Raw genomic sequence first — 17,759 nt, 5'->3', positions numbered from 1 at the left:
GAGGGTATCATGCAAATACTTCAGGCACTATTTTTTCCGCCGGAGCAGCCGGGCGGAGTTTCATCCATGGTTCCTTTTATGCTGGATCGATTTAATAAACGAGGCTGGGAGATGGAGCTGTTCTCGCTTCCGAAGCGAATCCGCGGCAAGGGGACGGAGGAGGTCGCCTTCGCCACATTCGATTGGACGATTTATGCGGGTCATCCGATAGTAGATAAATATATTCAAACCTATAAGGATTACGTATGGTGGACGAAGATGCGGATCAAGAAGCGGTACGATCTCATCCATGCCCATCATCCGATCGCTGCGCTCGTCATGAAGCAGCTGTTACCGGATACGCCGGTGCTCATGACGATTCACTCCAGCTATGAACGGGAGCTAATGCTGAACGGAAAAATTCAAGAGGGCGGCCCGGAGCATTTGTTCCTTACCTCCATTTATCGGGAGCTGGAGGACCGGCTGGATCAGCTGTTTACGGTTTCCAACTCCTTTAAGCAATATTTGTCGGATTATGTACAGGAGCCGGAGCGGATCGGGGTCATTCCCAACGGCTTTGACGAGAAACGCTTCCGCCCCGTGCATCATGAGAATCAGGTGCCGCAGCTGATTACGGTATGCCGTCTGGTCCCGGCGAAGGGCCTGGACATTCTGCTGAAGGCTTGCTCCGAGCTGAAGCGACGCGGTCACACCTTCGTGCTGCACCTGATCGGTGACGGACCGATGCGGCCGAACCTGGAGGAGCTTGCGCAGGAGCTCGGCATTTATGAAGATACGATTTTCTACGGATACATGCTGCATCCGGAAGACTTTATGCCGTTCTTCGATGTTTTCGTGCTTCCGTCGCGGGCGGAAGCCTTCGGATCGGTTTTCGCCGAAGCGTCGCTGTGCGGCCTTGCGGTGGTCGGGACCGATGTGGGCGGGATCGCCGAGCAGATCGAGCACGGAACTAACGGTTTGCTGGTGCCGGTAGACGATGTCCAGGCGCTGGCGACCGCCCTGGAGAAGGTGATCGGCGACCCGATCTACAGATACAATATGGCTAGAGTCGCACTGGACCGGGCGCTGAAGTCTTATTCTATGACGACGGTCGTTCAGCAGCTGCGCAATGTGTACCGTACGTACCGTAAGAAATCATAGGTTGGGCGAGGGATGAGCATGCTTCGATTCATACATGCGGCGGATCTGCATCTCGACAGCCCGTTCCGGGGCTTGACGGGGCTGCCGGAGAAGCTCAGGGAGCGGGTGAAGGCTTCGACCTTCCTCGCTCTCGAGCGTTTGGTCGAGTTGGCCGTACGGGAGCAGGCGGATGCCGTGCTCATCAGCGGCGATGTATACGACCTGAAGGACCGCTCGCTGAAGGCGCAATTTCAATTTCAACAGGCAATGCAGACGCTGGCGGGGCATGGGATACCCGCCTTTTTGATTCACGGAAATCACGATCCGCTGCTGGAGGGACATGCCGCAAGGCTGGATTGGCCGTCTACGGTCAAGGTTTTCGGCTGCGAGCAAGTGGAAAGTGTCGTGCTGCGGAACCGGGCGGGGGAAGCGGTAGCCCGCATTTCGGGCATTTCCTTCGGAAAGGCTGCCGTGACGGAGAATCTGTCCCTGGGCTTTCGCCGCTATGAGGACGGCTTATACCATATCGGGCTTCTTCATACCAACGTGGACGGGGATGCCGCGCATGACAATTATGCGCCTTGCCGGCGCTCGGAGCTGGCAGGCAGCGGGCTGGACTATTGGGCCCTAGGGCACATACATACTCGAGCGGTGCTTCAGGAACGGCCTTGGATCGTATATCCGGGCAATCCCCAAGGCAGACATATCCGCGAAACGGGAGCGCGCGGCTGTTATCTCGTGGAAGTGGACCGTGCCGGGGAGACGAGACTGAGGTTTGAGGCGCTGGATGACGTTCGCTGGCTGGAAAGCGTGATCGATGCCGGAGCAGCGGCAACGGAGCAGGATATAAAGGATCTGCTGGAGATAAGTCTGGAGGGGCTTCGGGAGGAAGCCGGTGAGCGGGCTGTCTTGGTTCGCCTAGTACTTGAAGGCCGCGGACCGGTCAAGGAAATGCTTCGACGCGGTGGTGCCCTTGGAGAGCTGACGGCCTATCTCAGGGGGCGCTGTCTTCAGCTGCAAAGCGATATGTGGATCGTATCGGTGGAGGACCGGACGCATAGTCCGGTGGATCAAGAGCGCTTGCGGGGTGAACCGGGCTTCCTCGGGGATTTGCTGCGGCTTGCGGAGGAGCTGCACAAGGACCCGGACGGCCTCTCCGGCTTCGCGCAGGAGGCGCTCGAGCCGCTGTTGACGCAGCAGACGCTTCGGTCTTTGCTGGCTTCGGTAAATCCGGAGGAGCTGTCTGTGTGGCTGCAGGAGGCGGAGGAGCTGGCCGTAGAGCTGCTGCAGGCGGACGGATCGGGGGGTACCGGATAAGCATAGTGCCGGTGGACGATTCGATATACGAAGAGCACCGCGGTAAGGAACGGAGGAGCATAGTTGAAAATCGAACGCATGGAAATTCAGGGCTTCGGCGCTCTCCGGGAGCGGGAGCTTCGGACGGATTCTCAGGTTACGCTCATCTACGGCCGCAATGAGGCGGGCAAGAGCACGCTGACCGGCTTTATCCGCGCGATGCTGTTCGGCTTCCCGGCCAGGGGCTCGGCCACCCGTTATACCCCCTCGTTCGGCGGTATGCACGGCGGTGCGCTTGCGCTGGTTGACGAGGAGGGGCAGCGCATCCGGGTCGAACGCTGGGACGGGGCATCCGGCGGCGGTCGCGGCCGGGGTCCGGCGTCAGGGACGGTTCGCGTCATCTATGAGGACGGACGGATCGGAGGCGAACGGGAGCTGGCGGAGCTGGTCCGGGGCATGAGCGCGGAGCTGTATCGCAGCTTGTTCGCCTTCGGCCTGACGGAGCTGCAGGAGCTCCGTACGCTGCATAGCGATGAGGTGAGCGCTTATTTGTACAGTGCGGGGCTTGGCGTGGGCAGCTCTTCCATTCGCCAAGCGGAGAAGAAGCTGGCGTCCGAGCTGGAGCAGCTGTATAAGCCCCGGGGCCGGATGCCGGCGATGAACCGGTCGCTGGAAGGGCTGGAGCAGGCGCAAAGGGAGCTTCGCCAGAGTATGAGCTTATCGGAGCAATACGACAGGCTTCGAGAGGCTGCGTCGCAGCTGGAGGAGCAGATTGTCCGAAGTGAAGCGGAGCTCTGCTTAAAGCAGCATGAGCTGGATTGGCTGAAGAAATGCCTGAAGGCAAGGCCGCTATGGCTGCGGCTGCGCGATGCGGAGGAAGAGCTTGCCGGACTGAAGGCCGTAACGGAGCTGCCGGAGGATGCGGTGCGCCGGATGGAGTCGCTCCAGGGCGAGCTGGCACAGTTGACGGCCGAGCAGGATAAGCTGCAGCGGTTAGCCGCCGAGAAGACTCGCCTTATGGAGGAGCTTGAAACGGAGCGGGATGGGACGATGCTTGCGGAGCTGCCGAGGCTGGAAGCGCTGCTGGAGGAGCGGCCGGTCTATGAGGAGACGAAACGGCAGCTGGCCGAGGCGGAAGCGGAGCTCAGGGTCGGCGAGCAGGAGCTGGAGTGCTTGCTTCGGCTCGTTAGTCCCGAATGGCAGGAGGCGGATGCCGCCTCCTTGGATTCCTTCGTACTGCTGAGGGAGCAGGCTCTGGAGCTGCGCGAGGCTCAGCGCGCCTGGCAGCAGGAGGAACGGCAGCTGCAGCGCGATCAGGAGCGTCTTCAGGATGAGCTGGAGCTGCGCGGTGACGCTTCCGGTTCGGATTCGGACGAGGCGGCGGATTGGGAGCAGCTGCTTCACCAGGTCCGTTCGGTGAGAAGACGGTATCATCAATGGAAGGAGGCACAGCTGGAGCTGCGTTACGCCGAGGAGGCGGGGGGCATTGAAGCGGGCTTGTCCGGCTCTTCGCGGGCCGTGGTGTATGTCCTGGCGATGGCTGTGCCAGCGGCGGTGGCCTTCGTCGGCGAGCCGGGGCTTGCCGCTGCGCTGCTGGTGCTGCTGCTCGGCGGCAGCCTCCTGCTGACGCGCCGCCGTCACCGCGCCGGCGGTCCGCCTCGGCTTGCAGAGCTGCGCGCCCGGCTGGAGCCGCTCGAGGCGCAACGGCGGGAGCTCGCCCAGGCCGGCCGCGGCGTGCCCGGCGAGCAGGCGCGCCGCGCGGAAGCGGCAGGCGCCCCCTTCGGCGCCGCCGCTTGGGCGCCGCGCGGGCGGCGCGAGCCGCGGGACAGCGCCGGCTGGCCGCGCCGCCCGAGCGCATCGAGCCGTGGCTCGACGCGCTGGAGGCGCACGGCTCGCCGCCGGCGCGGCCGCACGCCGGCCGCCGCGCCGCCGCCGAGCGGCTCGCCGAGCTGCGCGCGCGCGAGGCGGCGCTGGCCGTGCGCCGCGAGCGGCACGCCAGCGCCGGCGCCGCGCTGGCGGAGCGCCGCGGCCGCGTGGTCGCGCGGGCGCGGCGGTCGCCTGCGGCGGCCAGCGCCGAGGCGGCGCCGGAGCCGCTGCGGCTGGCGGAGCAGGCGCGCAGCGGCGGCCGCAGCGGCGCCGCCGTCAGCGGGCGCGCCTGGCCGCGGCGCGAGCAGGCCGCGCGCTTCGAGGCGGCCGTGGCGGCGGCTCGGCGCGGACGCGCGCGGCGGCCCCGGCGTGGCGCGCGGGAGCGCCGGCAGGCCGTGCGGCCGCCAGCTGGAGCTGCGGCGGCGCAGCGAGGAGGCGGCGCTGGAGCGGGCCGCCGCGCTGGAGCAGCTCGCGCTGCTGGAGGCGCAGCAGGCCCGCGTCGCCGCGCGGCTCGCGGAGCTGTTCGCCGAGGCCGGCGCGGACGGCGAGGAGGCGCTGCGCCATGCGGAGCGGCAGACGAAGCGGCGGGAGCAGCTGCAGGCCGAGCGCCGGCAGACGCTGCTGGCGATCCGGGCATGGTTCACGGACGAGCAGCTGAGCCGGCTCGAGGAGGAGATGGCCGTCTCCGATGAAGCCGAGCTTCAGCGGCGAGGCGGCGAGGCTGCCGAAGAGGCATCGCGCCTGTCGCAGCGGCTGGAGGAGCTGAGGGAGCTGCGGGGCCGCAGGAAATACGAGATGGAGCGGCTGGAGGACGGTGCCGATCATGCCGACAAGCTGCAGCGGGTGGAGGAACGAAGGTCGGAGCTGATGGAGCAAGTAAAGCGCTACGCGGTCCACGCCATGAGTGCCGCGCTGATCTCGAAGGCAAAGCGGCTGTATGAGCAGGACAAGCAGCCCTCGGTCATGCAGAGGGCGTCGGGGTATTTCGAACGAATGACGGGCGGACGATTCACGAGAATTGTGGCGCCGCTAGGAGAGCAGACGGTGCTGGCCGAAAGGGCGGGAGGAGCCTTGGTGGAAACCGCCCGGCTCAGCCGGGGAACGGCGGAGCAGATGTACCTGTGCATTCGTCTGGCACTGGCGGACGAGTATGCCGCCAGCGGGCTCAAGCTGCCGCTGGTGATGGACGATATTTTCGTCAATTTCGACGAGGAACGTCTGGAGCACAGCCTCCGCTTATTGCAAGAGCTGGCGGAACGGCACCAGCTATTGCTCTTCACCTGCCATGAGCATGTGCGTGACCGGTTTGTGCGCTTCTTCCCTAGGGAGACGGTTATCGAGCTGTGAATATCTATATAGGAAACAGGCCTGACGATGAAAAAAGGAAGCTTCCGCTCCTTCTTCCTTCGGCAGGCCTGTTTTTGTTGCTTTCCTTAGGGGGGCAAAGCTGTTACAATGCAGAGATTTGTGCGAATCGGCAGCAAAGCTTGCCGCCTCGATGCCCGTGGCCCTGGAATTGTGCTATAGAGCAGCTTTGTCAGCCCGATGGCGACGAAACTCCAGGAACCAGTCTTTACATGCTGCACAATCGCACAAATCGAGCTTATTTCGCTTGGAATAATGGAAAAAAGCTGCCTATTTGCAGAATTGGCGCTCAATCGCCAGTCCAACCTGGCGCAATCCGTCCGCGCGCAAAAGTACCATACATATCAGGCCGCAAGCCTAAGCAGCACCATACCCAGAATCGCGCAGCTGAGGCCCGCCACCTCCAGGCGAGTAAACTTCTCCTTCAACACGAGCCGGGCGTACAGCAGCACCATCACCACGTTCATCGCAAGAACGGCCGATACGAGACCGGTGATACCGAGACGAAAGGCCGGCAAGGCGAACATCATCCCGCAGATGTTGGTAATCCCCACGAGCATTCCCCACAGGAACGACTTGCGGGAAGGCCACATGACCGGGATTGTCGTCTTGACGCTTTCACTCTCGGCAGAAGAAGCTGCGGCCACCTCGGAGGCTCCTGCCGCAAGCTCGATCCGCGCTTTGCGGCTGCGGTCCAGCCACCAGGAAAGACCGAACAGCAGCGAGCCCGTTGCGTACATCGTTACGAGCGCGGGGAACGTAGAGGCCCCCGCCAGCGTTGCTTGCTTGGAAGTCAGGTCCGTCAGAGCGAAGAACAGCATCGTAAGCAGGCCCCATTGCGCTCCCTTCAGGTTGCGAAGCGACAAGTCATTGGAGTACCTCAGCATAATGATTCCCGCCACGATCAGCAGGAAGGTGGACAGCTGCACCGAATTGAGCGTTTCCCCCCAGAACAAGTAAGCCAGCACAACCACGACAACAGGAGGGAGAGCGGTAAAAATCGCAATCAGCGAAGCCCTGGCCACGGCAAAGCCCTTGTACATGGAAGCGTTGGCTACATAGGAGAAGAGCCCCATCAGTACACCCAGCCAAGCTTCTACCGTCCAAGGCTGCCTTACAACCATCCCGGCCGCCAGAGCGATCAGCATCCCGGAGACATACACACCAAGCAGCATGACGTTCCGGTCAATCGGCCGTTTGGACGTCCATTGGTACAAGATACCGCGAAGCCCGAAGCTCAGGGCGGAGGCGGCAGCGAAGACAAACCACATGTTGTAAGTACCTCCCGTATATTACTCTTCGTAGATCATTTTAACGGTCATACCGCCGTCGATGACGAGATTTTGACCTGTAATAAAGCCCGCGTGTTCTCCGCATAAATACAGACAAGCCCCGGCAATATCGTCAGGACGGCCGACCCTGCCTGCAGGATGCTGCTGACGGTCCCGCTCCGAATGGACAGGAACCTCGGCCTTCGAGGCTTTCTGCCAGTCTCTTGTCTCAATCCAGCCCGGGCTGATGGCGTTCACTCGGATACCATAGGGGCCAAGACTTACCGCCATGGCGTGGGTCAGTGCCAGAATCCCGCCCTTGGAGGCGGAGTAGGCTTCCGTATTCGCCTCCGACATCAAGGCTCGGGTGGAAGCGATGTTGATGATAACGCCGGAGCGCTGTGTCTTCATGGCGGCTGCAGCCTTCTGAGAGCAGACGAAGGTTCCGCGAAGGTTTACGCCCAGCACCCGGTCCCAGTCAGCCAAGGAAAGCTCCAGCATCGGACCGTTCCGGCTGATACCGGCATTATTGACCAGAACATCGATCCGACCCCAATCATGGAGGGTCGCATCCAGCCATTGATGCGCCTCCGACTCGCTGCCGACATCCGTTCTAACGAACATCCCTTCACCGCCCGAACGCCGAATTTGTTCCACGCATTCGCGTCCGGCTTCCTCATCCGTATCGGCTAAGGATACGGCATAGCCCGCCTGCGCCATTTTGAGCGCAACCGCCTTGCCAATCCCCTGTGCACCTCCGGTAATCGCCGCTACTTTTTGCATCTCTAGTTTCCCTCCCGTAACCCATTGCTTTTCATAGAGTATATCGAATACTATAAGGTGAATACAAGTGACCAAGGAGGGACCGGTTTGGCTGAGCATGACCCTAAGCGCACCTTTACGTACCGGGACGGCTGGAGGCGCTCCAAGATCTCTTCCCATACGGATAACGAACCGGCAGTACCTCATGCCGACCCCGGCTGGAGACGAATTTCCTGGATGTTTCGCCCGGCTCCGTTTCTGAACGGCAGCTTGTTGAAATATGCATGGTACGTTTTACCGGTACTCATGTTTTTATTGTTCCAATGGATGGTATGGATCCTTGCCCGTTTAACCTGATATTTTTATTCTAGAGGTGACCTGAATATGCCTACTGCGCTTGCCATCGTCGGCGCTCTGCTCGGTTTGCTCGTGACCGGGATTGCCGTATGGACGGCCTGGCTCCTGCATAAAGCTCCGGTGAAGCCGGAAGCACAACAAGCAAAAGGAGAGTCCGCTGACTCCCCCTTGCCCAAGCAAGCCCACATGTTTCTTCAGTGGACGGTTTTCGATTACGCCGTCTTGACTCTCTTTCTATTAGGCACACTGCTGCTGGGTATGAACCTGCTGCAGGCACTGCAGGATGCAGCCAGCTTTCCGCCATATCACATCCCGTATTTACTGTGCGGGGTTATTTTCAGCTTCCTAGGGATGCTGATGATCGTTCTCCGTTTGGCAATGACGATGTCACTAGCTCGGGGTAACCGTCCGGCGCCTGTACCAGATGAGCATCACCAGCCAGCCCATACTGAACATGCCGAATAGCGGGTATAAGGTGGAGAGCAGCGACTTGAAGCCGATCTGACTCACCATGTAGCTAAGAAGCAGAATCAGCAGTATCGAGGTGCTGCTTGACAGCTTGGTCCGCTGTTCGATCTGCAGAGACAATCCGTATACATCCGCCAGAAACGTCGTGAAGATTTCGCTGTAGATGACGAAAACGAATAACAGCTGCAAGCTCGATCCCATACGAAGCACGACTTCCCCGAGCGGAATTTGGTAGGACGCGATGCCCGGCATGTGAGAGGACAAAATAAAATGTCCGGCGAAGAGCATCAGACCGATGCTGAGGCCTCCCCATATGCCTCCCCAAAGGATGACGGAGCGGTCTTTCATCTTAGCTCCCAGCGGAACCAGGACAGCCTGTGCCATCGAAAGGTTAAAGGCGGAATACAGCAGCGGAGCGAACCAGACCCGCAGAAGCGGGTAGTCGCTTTCGAGATGCAGCCAGTTGTCCGCGCCGGGCGTGTCCATCGTTAAACCGACCAAAATGGCTGTGAGCACAATCATCACGGGCACTACGATCGTATTGATCGCCATGATCCCATCCATGCCCTTCATCAGAAGCAGGTACGTAAGTACTAAGGTAAATACTAAACCGAATTGGTAGGACATCTGCAGCTGCTCGGAAAAAACGGAGCCGGCTCCGGCCAGCATGACCGTGCTGACCCCGAACAGTACGATCAGCATGAAATGGCTGACCCAGACGCCCAGCCTTTCCCCGAAAAGCAGGCGGTTCATGTCCTCATAGGAGGTGGCCCCAAGCTCGGCCGACAGCTGCATAACCTTCGTGCCGAGCCAAATAAAGAGGAAGGTGACGATGGCGATGGTCAATGAGGCCATCCAGCCATACCTTGTAAAAAACTGTAAAATCTCCTGACCCGTAGCAAAGCCTGCTCCAACAATTGTGCCGATATAGGTGAAGCTGACCTGCAGGATGCTGCCCCATTTTTTCATAGAATCGTCGTACGTCTCCCTTCGCACAGCTTGTATACTATCAGCGTATGAGATTCGGACAACCGTCATGACATATTGCTTGGGAAAATGTCAGGTTTCTGTTACAATGAGGAGGGCTTGTCTTTCCTGCGGGGGGATAGGCGCATATTTCAACTGGAGTGTGTCAAGTGGATTACCTTCTGCAGCTTATCGAGCATTATGGTTATATTGCCTTATATTGCCTTTTGGCGCTTGGAATTGTCGGCATTCCCGTTCCCGACGAAATATTGATGACAACAGTCGGCTCTTTAACAACGGGTGAGGATCCCTTGTTATCTTACAGCACTTCATTTCTAGTGTGCTACGCAGGAACGATGACCGGCATGCTGGTCAGCTATACGCTGGGCAAGCGGGTCGGCAAGCCGTTTCTGTACCGGTTTGGCAAATGGGTGAAGCTTACTCCGCAGCGGCTGCTTATCGCAGAGGGATGGTTTCAGAAATACGGACTGTGGGCTGTAGCCTTTGGGTATTACGTGCCGGGCTTTCGTCATTTCACCTGTTACTTGGCGGGCGTAAGCAACGTGAAGCTTTGGCGTTATCTTTTGTTTGCCGGCAGCGGAGCGTTCGTATGGGTGCTTACCTTTTTGTCCTTGGGCCATTTTATCGGAATTAATGCACCGATCGTGCTTGACGTCATTCATCAATATATGGGCGTTAGTATTCCTATTATTCTTCTGGTTATCGGTATTATCGGCTATCTGCTGTGGCGTAGACACAAAAAACGGACCTACTTTAAACTGTAAAAAAACAAAGCCTTGGCGGCCCGCTTAGAGGGGAACCAAGGCTTTTTCCTATTCGGCAAACAATTTAATGGAATTGACGGTCTGCGTTTTGGGGTCCAAGTCCAGCTTAAGAATTGCACCCGAGGCTTTGTAAGTAATGACGAGTCCGGTGGTTGAATGCGGCTTGCCAAGCGCTTCCTGTACCTCGCTTACCGTCCCGCCGAGCCGCAGTCCCCCGAGTCCGGGATCAAGCTCTTTGCTTCTCACATCGATAAACTCGACCTTCTTCTCCGTAGAGAAGCCGATCAGGAAGTCCTTGTAATCATATACGGTTATCGGGTCGGCCTCTTCATCCATGACGAACTGCTCCTTCGGCTTGCCGAATTTCTCTTCCACGGCGGCGGAGGAGGTTTTCAAAGTAAGGCCGAGCAGGGTAGGCTTCGCTTGGGTGTAAGGCTCGCTAATGTCGATTTTCGGTTTGCTTGGTTTGGGAGCTTCTCCGGTTACGCCTTGCTCCGTTTTGGCCGGCGTTTCGGTGCTCGCCAGCGTTACTTTATCATGAGGCTGCTCGGCTGTTGCTTCCGGCTCCTTCGTTTCGGGCAGCGTACTTGCATTCGGTGTCGGAATCGGCAGTGCAGGCTCCGTTACCGCTTGCGGCGGCTTCTCTACCGAAAGAACGGGCTGCTTCTCCATACACCCCGTCAAGAGAGTGGAGCTCATCCATAATACGGATGTCAAACCGATCCAGGCTTTGTGTATGGTCATCCCGATCTTCCTTTCCGTTTCAACATTCACTGGGTTAACCTTATCCATCATACTCTGTCAGGTACCACTTCACAAAGGTCAAATAGGGGCAAATCCAGCCAAAAACTGTGAAAATGCGGCATTTTCATTTTCAAGATGCTTCGTTCGCGCCGCCAGACCATGTTTCATTGTTTCTATATAGAATAGACGGTATTTTTCCAAGAAAGTTTCATTTTTTGAAAGAAAAAATAGACAACACTTGAAACACGCTTTGCCGTTATGATAAGTTTACGACAAAGGTTTGCAGATGGAGGCTGGATAGATGGATTTGTTGAAGAAAAAAATTCAAGAGGTTGGCGTCGTGGTATCAAGCGAAGTGATCAAGCTGGATGCGATCCTGAATCATGCGGTGGATCCGGTGCTTACGACAGCGATGGGCAAGGAATTCGCCAGACTGTTTCGGGAGGAGCGGGTGACGAAAATTTTGACGATTGAATCGTCGGGTATTCCGATTGCGTTCGCAGCTGCTCAGGAGCTGGGCGTTCCCTTGGTTTTCGCGCGCCGGAAGAAGACGCTGAATACGGACACCGAAACGTACTGCGAACGAGTACCTTCGTTCACGAAGGGCTTTGTTACTGATATTATGGTTGCGAAGGAATTCCTGAATGAGACGGACCGAGTGCTGCTCATCGACGATTTTATTGCCAACGGCGATGCCGCGCGCGGATTAATCCGCATCATTCGTCGATCCGGGGCTGCCCTGGTAGGGGTAGGCATTGCAGTGGAAAAATCATTCCAAGCCGGCGGACGAACCATCCGGGAATCCGGCGTGAGGGTGGAATCGCTCGCTAAAATCGCCTCGCTGGAAGGCGGCCAAATCAGTTTTGAATAATTGGCACCCATGGGGGCCTAGCAACATTTGTATTGCTTATTTCCGAACGCAAAGCCTTCCCACCCTGCTGTTTTTCCTATATAATTGTACTCAAGCAACCGGGGTAAGCAAGGATTTCATTACTCGGCGATCATGGAGGAGGGCATTACAATGGGGAAAGAGATACCGGCGGATTTTTTCACGACCAAATTAATGGAGGCCAAAGTTCATTTCGAACGTGCCCTTGATTGTAAGCATACAGAGTTTGATGACCTGTATCCCTATATGATTGAGCATCCCCAATTTTTTTGGTATAAGCGCTACGTTGCATGGTCGGAGCTGTTAACCGTTGTCAAGCTTTGCAAAGAGCTGGACATTGCGTGGGAGGATCAATTCTCTACGCAGCAGATCGAGTACATTAACCGTCGTGTGATGTCAAGCAAGGTACTGGATTACTGGTTTGAAACGAATGACTCTCGCGAGCACGTCGGATAAACCGCACTTATATAATGAAACCTGTAGACTGTCGCCGATAGGCGAAGACTACAGGTTTTTCTTTTTGCCTATACCCAGCGTTCATTGCTTCCGCTCTCGTCGAAATCTTTGCCGAAGGCTGTACCGCCGAGCACATTCATGCTCTCAATATGCTTGCGCGTCTCCGGAGTTCCCAGCTCGTGGAGCTTCCGATAGATAGCGGTCAGATTGAAGTCGTAGAAATCGTTCTCCTTGTCCTGATGATATTCCCTGTAAGGGATGTGGGAGCGGAAGGCTGTAGCTTGCTGCGCTTCAGATGCCTCCTCGAACAATTCCTGCAGCTGGTCGATCTCCTCCTCTGTAGCTTCGATCTCAAATTCGTAATTGCCGATCATGTCCTCCGGCTCTAGAATTTCTCCGCTTCCTACGGCAATATAGTAGGTTTTCTTATCCATTCGGGGCTCACTCCCAGTCCTGTAGTCCATTCGGTTTTATTGTATCCCGAATTTGGTGTATTCTTAACATAGGCGCTATAAACAAGTTTATCCAAAGGAGGAGACCTATCGATGTTGACCGATGAACAGCTGGATGCATTCCGTGTGGCAGGGACGCTGGTTCGTGTGATAAGAGATGCCGATCCGGCTAATGATGTGAAGGGGTATGTCGTCGCTTGGGATGATCAATCCATGCTGATCCGAAGGCCCAATCGCCGGGTGCTGAAGCTGGATCGCTCCTATTACGTGCAGCCTTTTGCCGAGCCGAGAGCGGAGCTGTGGACGCCACAGGGAGAATGAATCGGTATTCCCTGGGACATCCTACTTTGTAACTGATGGTATGGGAGGAATGGCTGTGAGCTATGGATTGCCGAGTGACTGTATTGAGCTGAGCGATCATTATGTGCTGAAGGTGCAGGCCACAGCTGACGGGGCATATGAAGGACAGGTCATTATGCTGAATCCCGCTCGTCCCGGAACGGGGACGCATTTGTTTCAAGTGCAGGCAGAGCCGGACGTCTCGTCGTTAACTTCGGCAGCCCAGCAGGGACTGCGTGCGTTGCGCGAGGGCTGATTTTAACGCTGCCGCCGAAGCTTTTACATACAATTAACATAGGGGCTGAAACTCGTTGACATTTCGATTGTAAACTGTGATTAACACAGACCGGGAGTGTGAGTCATGATGACGACGAGGTATGACGAAGTGGAAGTACATATTTATCAGCTGAATAATTATCGCAGGGACCACTGGGGAGTGTATTCGGGAGAGCCGGTTACGGACCCGGCAAGATTTCACTTGGCGCACACCTCCAAAAGGCTGCAGCGGCCAGGCTGCTCAGCTCATGAAGTGCTGGAGGCATTGTGGGCGGATATCCATACCTGGTCACGATTTCACGCGGACATTGCGCTGCAATATGTGGGGGTTGACTTGCTCGCGAGTGACGTTGTGGTCGTGAGAAATGTAGCCTATCTGCGGAAAGCCGAGGGCTGGCAGAGGCTGGATTGGGATGAGTTCCTTGCCCGGACAAGCCCATCGAAAGATCGCTTGATTATGGTAGGCTAGCAGTTTGGGGAGGTCCTGCGGGACCTTTTTTTTCGTTAGCGGCCCTGAAGCAAAGCGGAAAGAAGCACCAGCAGACCGAGCGTAGCCAGCATACCGATGCCGATAAAGGCGAGTCCGCCGACGATCAGGAGCAGCCCCGGAAAGACCAAGCAGATCACGATGGTCAGCCCGACGATCCCGAAGAGCGTCCTTAAGGTTAGCTTGCATAAATTCCATAGCAGCAAGGCCAGCAGTACCCCGCCGGCTAGTTGAACGACAGCCATCCGAATTCCCCCTTCGTTCTAAGATATGCTTCCATTCGCTTAGCAAGAACAACTTTGGCATAGGATAAGCACCTTCCGCATATGCTGTATTCCATACTTTGTCTCATTAGAGAGAGGAGGCCGACCTTATGGTAAGGGAAGGTTCCGCTTTGAAGGGAACGGTATACGGCATCTTGTTTACCATCCCATTCTGGGCTTTGATTGTTTGGGGTGTGTGGAGCTGGCTGCACTAGCCATATTTTTTATGAAAAAGGGTTTGACTTCGATCTGAAACGGTGATATTATACTTCTTGTCCCCTTGAAAGGGTCGCAGGTGTAAATGAGAATATGCGGTCATGGCGGAATTGGCAGACGCGCTAGATTCAGGTTCTAGTGGTAGCAATACCGTGGAGGTTCGAGTCCTCTTGACCGCATTCCTTTCTTACTTATTTCAGCGAATACCTTGCATGGCGCACATACGCGGTCGTGGCGGAATTGGCAGACGCGCTAGATTCAGGTTCTAGTGGTGTAACAGCCGTGGAGGTTCGAGTCCTCTCGACCGCATCCGATTTGCAACGATCAACCACTTGCTATCATTAGATATCAAGTGGTTTTTTCATTTCATACGAGAGGAAGACCGGAGTAATCATGAGAATACGAATGGCAAGCTTAGAGGACGTCCCGGCGATCCTGGATATTTATAATGAAGCCGTATTGCATACCGTAGCCACTTTCGATACCGTACCCAGAACGTTAGAGCAGCAGCTGGAGTGGTTCGGCAAGCATGGTGCGATGTATCCTGTGCTTGTCGCCGAGCGGGAGGGAGCTGTGATCGGCTGGGCTTCGTTAAACCAATATTCGGACCGCCTGGCCTATGCGAGAACGGCGGAGCTGTCGCTTTACATCATGGAGGGCCAACGGGGAAAGGGCACCGGACGAGCGCTGCTGGGCGCGGTGCTGGAAGCCGGTAAAGCCGGCGGGCTGCATACCGTCTTATCCCGCATCGTGGAGGGCAATGATACCAGCATCCATTTGCACCGTGCCTTTGGCTTCGATCTGGTGGGTACCATGCGCCAAGTGGGCTTCAAATTCGACCGCTTGCTGGATGTCGTATTGATGCAGAAGATGCTTTGAATAAGAATAGCCTGAGGCGGCCGCCTCAGGCTATTCTTATTCCCTGGCTTAGTGAAAATCGACATCGATCCGCTGGCGATTCGTCGGCTTAGCCTTCGGCATCCGGATTTCGAGGATCCCGTTGCGGTAAGAGGCGGTTGCGCCTTCCGTCTGTACTTCGACCGGCAGGCTGACCGAGCGGTGGAAGCGGCCTGTATAGCGTTCGGTACGGTGCATCTGCTCTTCCTTGATCTCGTTTGAGCGGCTGATTTGGCCGGAGATGGTAAGCATGCCGCGCTCCATCTGGATGTCTACGTCCTCCTTGCGTTCCAGACCGGCGATTTCGCAATGCGCGACTACCTCATTGTCGGTCTGATACACGTCCATTCTCGGGGCACCGAATTCCTGCTGGAAGCCGAAGGTCGACGGAAAGCCTCCTCCGAGCATCCGGTCCAGGTCTCGGCGCCATTGCTCTACTTGACGGAACGGTTCGAATGGAAGTAAAGGCATCGCAGGTTCCTCCTGTTCTGGATGAGTAATAGGTAAGGCTGTTACAGGTTAGATATGTCGCAAACGGCAGGGAATTATCCATGCAAAGTTTGGCTGTGCCGTCAGAAGGAGTCAGGCTATCGCCTTGACTCGTTTTTCACGTAACGTTATAATGTAAGTTATGCTAGAACTGGCAACGGAAGCTTACGGGGCACCCCTGATGGGGTGCTTTTTTACCTAGACTGCAGCCGAGTTCTTTACCGGTATCGGATGAAAGGGGAACCTTATATGGATGTAAAACAATTGCTTGCCGACCAGCTGGCGGCTCAAGTCCCGAGCTTGAGCGTAGCGGAGCTGGCCGATCTGATCGAATACCCGCCTAACCCTCAAATGGGGGATCTTTCTCTTCCTTGCTTCAAGCTGAGCAAGCAGCTTCGCAAGTCGCCGCAGGTCATTGCCGAGGAGCTTAAGTCGAGCTTCCAGGCGCATCCTGCATTTGGCGAAGCGCAAGCCGTCGCTGGCTACTTCAACATCTTCCTGGATCGCAGCTGGTTCGCAGCGGAGGTGCTGAAGGAGGTACTGGAGAAGCGGGAGCGGTACGGCTCGCAAAATATCGGACAAGGACGGAACGTGGTTATCGACTTCTCCTCGCCGAACATTGCGAAGACATTTCACATCGGACATTTGCGTTCTACGGTGATCGGCAATGCGTTATATAAAATTTTTGAGTTTCTGGGCTATAACTCGGTCGGCGTGAATCACCTCGGCGATTGGGGAACCCAATTCGGCAAGCTGATCGTCGCTTACAAGATGTTCGGAGATAAAGCAGCCGTCGAGGCCGAAGGAATTTCGGAGCTGCAGCGCATTTACGTGAAGTTTCACGATGAGGCGGATGCGCGGCCGGAGCTGGAGGACGAAGCCAGAGCCTGGTTCGTGAAGCTGGAGCAGGGCGATCAGGAGGCGCAGGAGCTGTGGCGCTGGTTCGTGGACATCAGCTTGAAGGAATTCGAGAAGATGTACGACCTGCTGGGTGTGAAGTTTGATTCCTATCGAGGCGAAAGCTTCTATGTTGACAAGGTGCCTGCAGTCATTGAAGAACTGACGGAGAAGAAGCTGCTTGAAGAAGATGAGGGAGCGACGATCGTACGCTTGGATGCATTCGATATGCCTCCTGTGCTGATCTTCAAGAAGGACGGCAGCACGCTGTACCATACCCGCGATATCGCTGCCGCTTTGTTCCGCAAGAAAGAATACGATTTCGAAAAGTGCGTTTATGTAACGGATGCAGGTCAAAGCCTGCACTTCAAGCAATGGTTCAAGGTCATCGAGCTGATGGGCTACGAATGGGCTTCGCAGCTTCAGCACGTGCCGTTCGGCAAGGTGAGTCTGGAGGGCGCGAAGCTGTCCACGCGTAAAGGGAACGTCATTCACCTTGAGGAACTGCTCGGCAAAGCGATTGAGAAGACCCGCGAAATCATCGAGCAGAAAAATCCGTCCATGCCGAACAAGGATGAAGTGGCCCGCAAGGTCGGCGTCGGGGCGATCATCTTTAACGATCTGAGCAACAACCGAATCAAGGATATCGTATTCTCATGGGAGGAAGCCTTGAATTTCGAGGGCGAAACAGGGCCTTATGTCCAGTATACCCATGCGAGAGCAAGCCGTGTGCTGCGCAAATCGAATGATGACGTCTCGGATGCGTTCGATCTGACTGCGGATCAGCTGCATACGGAGCATCTTCACAACCCTGAGGCTCAGGCTGTGCTTAAGGAGCTGTACCTGTTTAAAGAGCGGGTAGAGCAGGCTATGCATAAGCTGGAGCCGTCGATCGTCAGCCGATACTTGGTCGATCTGGCGCAGCGCTTTAATCATTTTTATCATGAGTGTCCGATTCTTAAGGTGGAGGATGCTTCGCTGCGCGCGGCACGCTTGGCTATTGTCAAGGCGGTTCAAATCACCCTGCGCAACGGTCTGGCCTTGATCGGTCTGGACGCACCGGAAGAAGTCTAATGATACACAGCCGTACCTGCTTGTC

The 17,759-nt window shown here is 56.5% G+C and carries 20 protein-coding genes and 2 tRNA genes; 15 read left to right on the top strand and 7 right to left on the bottom strand.

What is annotated here, in order from left to right; translation table 11 throughout:
• Window positions 1-9: 9 nt before the first annotated feature.
• The 3 genes from RAC89_RS04385 (at window position 10) to RAC89_RS04375 (ending at window position 5,628) form a co-directional block, all read left to right on the top strand.
• Entirely contained in the window at window positions 10-1,140 is a 1,131-nt protein-coding gene (locus RAC89_RS04385; protein WP_306612034.1) for a glycosyltransferase family 4 protein, read from the top strand.
• A gap of 18 nt (window positions 1,141-1,158) precedes the next feature.
• A complete protein-coding gene (locus RAC89_RS04380; protein ID WP_306612033.1) occupies window positions 1,159-2,436 on the top strand; it encodes a metallophosphoesterase family protein in 1,278 nt (425 codons plus the stop codon).
• Between the two features lie 63 nt (window positions 2,437-2,499).
• The gene (locus tag RAC89_RS04375) at window positions 2,500-5,628 is read left to right on the top strand and encodes an AAA family ATPase (RefSeq protein ID WP_306612031.1); all 3,129 of its coding nucleotides are present in this window, start codon (window positions 2,500-2,502) and stop codon (window positions 5,626-5,628) included.
• 362 nt (window positions 5,629-5,990) lie between these two features.
• Here RAC89_RS04375 and RAC89_RS04370 read toward each other — a convergent pair whose 3' ends face one another.
• Together RAC89_RS04370 and RAC89_RS04365 are read right to left on the bottom strand one after the other, a co-directional pair.
• The gene (locus RAC89_RS04370) at window positions 5,991-6,917 is read right to left on the bottom strand and encodes an EamA family transporter (protein ID WP_306612029.1); all 927 of its coding nucleotides are present in this window, start codon (window positions 6,915-6,917) and stop codon (window positions 5,991-5,993) included.
• A gap of 21 nt (window positions 6,918-6,938) precedes the next feature.
• The gene (locus RAC89_RS04365) at window positions 6,939-7,700 is read right to left on the bottom strand and encodes a glucose 1-dehydrogenase (RefSeq protein ID WP_306612028.1); all 762 of its coding nucleotides are present in this window, start codon (window positions 7,698-7,700) and stop codon (window positions 6,939-6,941) included.
• A gap of 87 nt (window positions 7,701-7,787) precedes the next feature.
• Here RAC89_RS04365 and RAC89_RS04360 point away from each other — a divergent pair, with 87 nt between their 5' ends.
• Together RAC89_RS04360 and RAC89_RS04355 are read left to right on the top strand one after the other, a co-directional pair.
• Complete coding sequence (locus tag RAC89_RS04360; RefSeq protein WP_306612027.1) at window positions 7,788-8,036, top strand: hypothetical protein; 249 nt, start codon at window positions 7,788-7,790, stop codon at window positions 8,034-8,036.
• A gap of 27 nt (window positions 8,037-8,063) precedes the next feature.
• Window positions 8,064-8,501, top strand: a complete 438-nt coding sequence (locus RAC89_RS04355; protein ID WP_284640857.1) for a hypothetical protein — start codon at window positions 8,064-8,066, stop codon at window positions 8,499-8,501.
• Here the strand turns inward: RAC89_RS04355 and RAC89_RS04350 are convergent.
• Window positions 8,427-9,473, bottom strand: coding sequence for a YkvI family membrane protein (locus tag RAC89_RS04350; RefSeq protein ID WP_306612025.1), 1,047 nt, complete (start codon window positions 9,471-9,473; stop codon window positions 8,427-8,429). The genes RAC89_RS04355 and RAC89_RS04350 overlap by 75 nt on opposite strands.
• A 167-nt stretch (window positions 9,474-9,640) precedes the next feature.
• Here RAC89_RS04350 and RAC89_RS04345 point away from each other — a divergent pair, with 167 nt between their 5' ends.
• Entirely contained in the window at window positions 9,641-10,255 is a 615-nt protein-coding gene (locus RAC89_RS04345; protein ID WP_284640853.1) for a DedA family protein, read from the top strand.
• 48 nt (window positions 10,256-10,303) lie between these two features.
• On the opposite strand, the gene RAC89_RS04340 is transcribed toward RAC89_RS04345, so the two are convergent.
• Window positions 10,304-10,999 carry a DUF4309 domain-containing protein gene (locus RAC89_RS04340; RefSeq protein ID WP_306612024.1) on the bottom strand — a complete coding sequence of 232 codons (696 nt, stop codon included), beginning with the start codon at window positions 10,997-10,999 and terminating at the stop codon, window positions 10,304-10,306.
• 301 nt (window positions 11,000-11,300) lie between these two features.
• Between RAC89_RS04340 and RAC89_RS04335 the strand changes: the two genes are divergently transcribed.
• The gene (locus RAC89_RS04335) at window positions 11,301-11,870 is read left to right on the top strand and encodes a xanthine phosphoribosyltransferase (RefSeq protein ID WP_306612023.1); all 570 of its coding nucleotides are present in this window, start codon (window positions 11,301-11,303) and stop codon (window positions 11,868-11,870) included.
• A 150-nt stretch (window positions 11,871-12,020) separates the two neighbouring features.
• The gene (locus RAC89_RS04330; protein WP_284640847.1) at window positions 12,021-12,344 is read left to right on the top strand and encodes a hypothetical protein; all 324 of its coding nucleotides are present in this window, start codon (window positions 12,021-12,023) and stop codon (window positions 12,342-12,344) included.
• 68 nt (window positions 12,345-12,412) lie between these two features.
• Here RAC89_RS04330 and RAC89_RS04325 read toward each other — a convergent pair whose 3' ends face one another.
• Entirely contained in the window at window positions 12,413-12,778 is a 366-nt protein-coding gene (locus tag RAC89_RS04325; RefSeq protein WP_306612022.1) for a hypothetical protein, read from the bottom strand.
• 111 nt (window positions 12,779-12,889) lie between these two features.
• Between RAC89_RS04325 and RAC89_RS04320 the strand changes: the two genes are divergently transcribed.
• The 3 genes from RAC89_RS04320 to RAC89_RS04310 all read left to right on the top strand — a co-directional run bounded on the left by RAC89_RS04320 (window position 12,890) and on the right by RAC89_RS04310 (window position 13,880).
• Window positions 12,890-13,117, top strand: coding sequence for a hypothetical protein (locus tag RAC89_RS04320; protein WP_306612021.1), 228 nt, complete (start codon window positions 12,890-12,892; stop codon window positions 13,115-13,117).
• A gap of 55 nt (window positions 13,118-13,172) precedes the next feature.
• Window positions 13,173-13,391, top strand: a complete 219-nt coding sequence (locus tag RAC89_RS04315; protein ID WP_306612020.1) for a hypothetical protein — start codon at window positions 13,173-13,175, stop codon at window positions 13,389-13,391.
• A 105-nt stretch (window positions 13,392-13,496) separates the two neighbouring features.
• Complete coding sequence (locus RAC89_RS04310; RefSeq protein WP_306612019.1) at window positions 13,497-13,880, top strand: hypothetical protein; 384 nt, start codon at window positions 13,497-13,499, stop codon at window positions 13,878-13,880.
• 35 nt (window positions 13,881-13,915) lie between these two features.
• Here RAC89_RS04310 and RAC89_RS04305 read toward each other — a convergent pair whose 3' ends face one another.
• A complete protein-coding gene (locus tag RAC89_RS04305) occupies window positions 13,916-14,143 on the bottom strand; it encodes a hypothetical protein (protein WP_284640839.1) in 228 nt (75 codons plus the stop codon).
• Between the two features lie 329 nt (window positions 14,144-14,472).
• On the opposite strand from RAC89_RS04305, the gene RAC89_RS04300 reads away from it, so the two are divergent.
• From RAC89_RS04300 to RAC89_RS04290, 3 genes are all read left to right on the top strand, one after another.
• Window positions 14,473-14,556: transfer RNA gene (locus tag RAC89_RS04300), tRNA-Leu, on the top strand.
• A 46-nt stretch (window positions 14,557-14,602) separates the two neighbouring features.
• Window positions 14,603-14,686, top strand: a tRNA-Leu gene (locus RAC89_RS04295).
• 84 nt (window positions 14,687-14,770) lie between these two features.
• A complete protein-coding gene (locus RAC89_RS04290) occupies window positions 14,771-15,256 on the top strand; it encodes a GNAT family N-acetyltransferase (protein WP_306612018.1) in 486 nt (161 codons plus the stop codon).
• A gap of 48 nt (window positions 15,257-15,304) precedes the next feature.
• On the opposite strand, the gene RAC89_RS04285 is transcribed toward RAC89_RS04290, so the two are convergent.
• Window positions 15,305-15,745, bottom strand: coding sequence for an Hsp20/alpha crystallin family protein (locus RAC89_RS04285; RefSeq protein ID WP_284640836.1), 441 nt, complete (start codon window positions 15,743-15,745; stop codon window positions 15,305-15,307).
• Window positions 15,746-16,012: 267 nt separating this feature from the next.
• Between RAC89_RS04285 and argS the strand changes: the two genes are divergently transcribed.
• On the top strand, window positions 16,013-17,734 hold the full coding sequence (argS, locus tag RAC89_RS04280) for an arginine--tRNA ligase (protein WP_306612016.1): 1,722 nt from the start codon (window positions 16,013-16,015) through the stop codon (window positions 17,732-17,734).
• Window positions 17,735-17,759 lie beyond the last annotated feature (25 nt).

It is taken from the genome of Paenibacillus sp. GD4, assembly GCF_030846225.1.
GTDB classification, from domain to species: domain Bacteria; phylum Bacillota; class Bacilli; order Paenibacillales; family NBRC-103111; genus Paenibacillus_G; species Paenibacillus_G silviterrae.
Note: the sequence above shows the minus strand (reverse complement) of the source record. Positions and strands in the feature narration are given on the sequence as shown.